The 5,212-nt window shown below is 53.8% G+C and carries 2 rRNA genes; both read left to right on the forward strand.

Going from position 1 to position 5,212, the window contains the following annotated elements:
- The first annotated feature begins 129 nt into the window (after positions 1-129).
- Positions 130-1,652 (forward strand): 16S ribosomal RNA (locus ICL81_RS11805).
- Between the two features lie 444 nt (positions 1,653-2,096).
- Positions 2,097-5,205 (forward strand): 23S ribosomal RNA (locus ICL81_RS11810).
- Together the 16S and 23S rRNA genes form the textbook arrangement of a ribosomal RNA operon.
- Positions 5,206-5,212 lie beyond the last annotated feature (7 nt).

The following is a 5,212-nucleotide window of genomic DNA, read 5'->3' on the forward strand; positions in this document are numbered from 1 at the left end:
TTTGGTTTGTGTTGGAGATTCCTTTTTTGGATGAATAATTCAGTGACATTTTTTATGTCAGTGTTTCTATTTGTCAGGTCAAACTCGCATCTTGTCTGCCTTATTCCGGTGGATGGGTGCTTTTTGTTTTTTACGGAGAGTTTGATCCTGGCTCAGGACGAACGCTGGCGGCGTGCTTAACACATGCAAGTCGAACGATGAAGCCCAGCTTGCTGGGTGGAAGAGTGGCGAACGGGTGAGTAACACGTGAGTAACCTGCCCTTGACTCTGGGATAAGCGCTGGAAACGGCGTCTAATACTGGATACGACCTATCACCGCATGGTGTGTGGGTGGAAAGATTTATCGGTTTTGGATGGACTCGCGGCCTATCAGCTTGTTGGTGAGGTAATGGCTCACCAAGGCGACGACGGGTAGCCGGCCTGAGAGGGTGACCGGCCACACTGGGACTGAGACACGGCCCAGACTCCTACGGGAGGCAGCAGTGGGGAATATTGCACAATGGGCGCAAGCCTGATGCAGCAACGCCGCGTGAGGGATGACTGCCTTCGGGTTGTAAACCTCTTTTAGTAGGGAAGAAGCGAAAGTGACGGTACCTGCAGAAAAAGCACCGGCTAACTACGTGCCAGCAGCCGCGGTAATACGTAGGGTGCAAGCGTTGTCCGGAATTATTGGGCGTAAAGAGCTCGTAGGCGGCTTGTCGCGTCTGCTGTGAAATCCCGGGGCTCAACTCCGGGTCTGCAGTGGGTACGGGCAGGCTAGAGTGCGGTAGGGGAGATTGGAACTCCTGGTGTAGCGGTGGAATGCGCAGATATCAGGAAGAACACCGATGGCGAAGGCAGATCTCTGGGCCGCTACTGACGCTGAGGAGCGAAAGCATGGGGAGCGAACAGGATTAGATACCCTGGTAGTCCATGCCGTAAACGTTGGGAACTAGATGTAGGGCCTGTTCCACGGGTTCTGTGTCGTAGCTAACGCATTAAGTTCCCCGCCTGGGGAGTACGGCCGCAAGGCTAAAACTCAAAGGAATTGACGGGGGCCCGCACAAGCGGCGGAGCATGCGGATTAATTCGATGCAACGCGAAGAACCTTACCAAGGCTTGACATATACGAGAACGCTGTAGAGATACAGAACTCTTTGGACACTCGTATACAGGTGGTGCATGGTTGTCGTCAGCTCGTGTCGTGAGATGTTCGGTTAAGTCCGGCAACGAGCGCAACCCTCGTCCTATGTTGCCAGCACGTTATGGTGGGAACTCATGGGATACTGCCGTGGTCAACACGGAGGAAGGTGGGGATGACGTCAAATCATCATGCCCCTTATGTCTTGGGCTTCACGCATGCTACAATGGCCGATACAATGGGTTGCGATACCGCGAGGTGGAGCGAATCCCAAAAAGTCGGTCTCAGTTCGGATTGGGGTCTGCAACTCGACCCCATGAAGTCGGAGTCGCTAGTAATCGCAGATCAGCAACGCTGCGGTGAATACGTTCCCGGGCCTTGTACACACCGCCCGTCAAGTCATGAAAGTCGGTAACACCCGAAGCCGATGGCCTAACCTTTTTGGAGGGAGTCGTCGAAGGTGGGACTGGTGATTAGGACTAAGTCGTAACAAGGTAGCCGTACCGGAAGGTGCGGCTGGATCACCTCCTTTCTAAGGAGCACTCAAACCCTAGGGTTTGTAGATTGCCTAGATCATCACCGAGTGTGTGGTGCTAGGTGCTCATGGGTGGAACATTTGATAACAGGATCAATGCTGAAGTGATTGTGTGGAGTACGCCAGCTTGCTGGTTGGAAAAGCGTGATGGTTTCGGGGTTGGTTCGTCTGGTGCATACTATTGGGTCCTGAAGGTCCAGTCGCCGGCACGTGAGTGTGTGGTGGTGGTCCCTTCTGGCCAGGGGTTACGGAACGTGTTGTTCGTGGCTGCTGGACTGGTCGTACGTTGAGAACTACACAGTGGACGCGAGCATCTGCCACACATCTTTTTGGGTGTGTGGTGATACTGATTTTAATTTTTGGTCCCACACTCGCTTATAGTTTTGGAAGGCTTCCCAGTCTTTCAGGGTGAATGGGTGTGGGTTTCTGATATTCATGTAATTTCAAGTCTTAAAGAGCAAACGGTGGATGCCTTGGCATCTGGAGCCGAAGAAGGACGTAGTAATCTGCGATAAGCCTCGGGGAGCCGATAAACGGGCTGTGATTCGAGGATTTCCGAATGGGGAAACCCCGCCAGGGCGCTTGTCGTACCTGGTGACTCCCGCCTGAATATATAGGGCGGGTAGAGGGAACGTGGGGAAGTGAAACATCTCAGTACCCACAGGAAGAGAAAACAATAGTGATTCCGGTAGTAGTGGCGAGCGAACCCGGATGAGGCTAAACCGTGTATGTGTGATACCTGGCAGGGGTTGCATGCGCGGGGTTGTGGGACATGCCTGGAGACGCTGCTGAGTTTCCGACGTGAGAGTGAAGCTATAGAAGAACCGCTTGGAAGGGCGGGCCGTAGTGGGTGAGAGCCCCGTATTCGAAATGGTTTTACCGCGTGGTGTGTATCCCAAGTAGCACGGGGCCCGAGAAATCCCGTGTGAATCTGTCAGGACCACCTGATAAGCCTAAATACTCCCAGATGACCGATAGCGGACTAGTACCGTGAGGGAAAGGTGAAAAGTACCCCGGGAGGGGAGTGAAATAGTACCTGAAACCGTTTGCTTACAATCCGTCGGAGCCTCCTTTGTTGGGGTGACGGCGTGCCTTTTGAAGAATGAGCCTGCGAGTTAGCGATATGTGGCGAGGTTAACCCGTGAGGGGTAGTCGTAGCGAAAGCGAGTCTGAATAGGGCGATCGTAGTCGCATGTCCTAGACCCGAAGCGAAGTGATCTATCCATGGCCAGGTTGAAGCGCGTGTAAGAGCGCGTGGAGGACCGAACCCACTTAGGTTGAAAACTGAGGGGATGAGCTGTGGATAGGGGTGAAAGGCCAATCAAACTTCGTGATAGCTGGTTCTCTCCGAAATGCATTTAGGTGCAGCGTTGCGTGTTTCTTGCCGGAGGTAGAGCTACTGGATGGCCGATGGGCCCTACAAGGTTACTGACGTCAGCTAAACTCCGAATGCCGGTAAGTGAGAGCGCAGCAGTGAGACTGTGGGGGATAATCTTCATAGTCGAGAGGGAAACAACCCAGACCACCAACTAAGGTCCCAAAGCGTGTGCTAAGTGGAAAAGGATGTGGAGTTGCTGTGACAACCAGGAGGTTGGCTTAGAAGCAGCCACCCTTGAAAGAGTGCGTAATAGCTCACTGGTCAAGTGATTCCGCGCCGACAATTTAACGGGGCTCAAGCACACCACCGAAGTTGTGGCATTCATATTTATAGGTAGGCCTTCGTGGTCCAGCCGTATGGATGGGTAGGAGAGCGTCGTGTGGCGAGTGAAGCGGCGGAGTGATCCAGCCGTGGATGCTACACGAGTGAGAATGCAGGCATGAGTAGCGAAAGACGGGTGAGAAACCCGTCCTCCGGAAGACCAAGGGTTCCAGGGTCAAGCTAATCTTCCCTGGGTAAGTCGGGACCTAAGGCGAGGCCGACAGGCGTAGTCGATGGACAACGGGTTGATATTCCCGTACCGGCTGGTAACCGTCAAAGACCTAACTAGTAGTGCTAAGCAATCCTAAGCTTGGATGGATCCTTCGGGTGATGTTTGAGTGGTGGCTGCGAACCCGAAACTGGGGTGGTGAGCGTGAGGTGTGACGCAGGAAGGTAGCCTGTGCCGGGCGATGGTTGTCCCGGTGTAAGTGTGTAGCTCGTCGGTTATGAATAGTTTCCGGCTTTGGGTGAGACACGATGCGGACCCGTTTGGGGAAGCAGGTGATCCTATGCTGCCGAGAAAAGCATCGACGTGAGGTTGCTGGTTGCCCGTACCCCAAACCGACACAGGTGGTCAGGTAGAGAATACTCAGGAGATCGAGATAATTATGGTGAAGGAACTCGGCAAAATGCCCCCGTAACTTCGGGAGAAGGGGGGCCATCCGCTTATTAGGCTTTACGCTGAAAGGGTGTGGTGGCCGCAGAGACCAGTGGGGAACGACTGTTTACTAAAAACACAGGTCCGTGCTAACACGCAAGTGGATGTATACGGACTGACGCCTGCCCGGTGCTGGAAGGTTAAGAGGAGAGGTTAGGACCTTTGGTTCGAAGCTTTGAATTTAAGCCCCAGTAAACGGCGGTGGTAACTATAACCATCCTAAGGTAGCGAAATTCCTTGTCGGGTAAGTTCCGACCTGCACGAATGGCGTAACGATTCCCCAGCTGTCTCCACCGTAAACTCGGCGAAATTGCAGTACGAGTAAAGATGCTCGTTACGCGCAGAAGGACGGAAAGACCCCGTGACCTTTACTACAGCTTGGTATTGGTGTTCGGTGTGGCTTGTGTAGGATAGGTGGGAGACTGTGAAGCTGGCACGCTAGTGTTGGTGGAGTCGTTGTTGAAATACCACTCTGGTCATATTGGATATCTAACTACGGACCCTGATCGGGTTCTGGGACAGTGCCTGGTGGGTAGTTTAACTGGGGCGGTTGCCTCCTAAAGAGTAACGGAGGCGCCCAAAGGTTCCCTCAACCTGGTTGGTAATCAGGTGGCGAGTGTAAGTGCACAAGGGAGCTTGACTGCGAGACTGACAGGTCGAGCAGGGACGAAAGTCGGGACTAGTGATCCGGCAGTGGCTTGTGGAAGCGCTGTCGCTCAACGGATAAAAGGTACCTCGGGGATAACAGGCTGATCTTGCCCAAGAGTCCATATCGACGGCATGGTTTGGCACCTCGATGTCGGCTCGTCGCATCCTGGGGCTGGAGTCGGTCCCAAGGGTTGGGCTGTTCGCCCATTAAAGCGGTACGCGAGCTGGGTTTAGAACGTCGTGAGACAGTTCGGTCCCTATCCTCTGCGCGCGTTGGAGATTTGAGAGGATCTGACCCTAGTACGAGAGGACCGGGTTGGACGGACCTCTGGTGTGCCAGTTGTTCTGCCAAGGGCATGGCTGGTTTGCTACGTTCGGGATGGATAACCGCTGAAAGCATCTAAGCGGGAAGCCGGCCTCAAGATGAGATCTCCGTAGACTTCGGTCTGTGAGGCTCCCAGTAGATGACTGGGTTGATAGGCCAGATGTGGAAGCGCGGTAACGTGTGGAGCTGACTGGTACTAATAAGCCGATGACTTGATATTCTCCCTC

Source organism: Leucobacter sp. cx-328, assembly GCF_014530035.1.
In the GTDB taxonomy this organism is placed as follows: Bacteria; Actinomycetota; Actinomycetes; order Actinomycetales; family Microbacteriaceae; genus Leucobacter.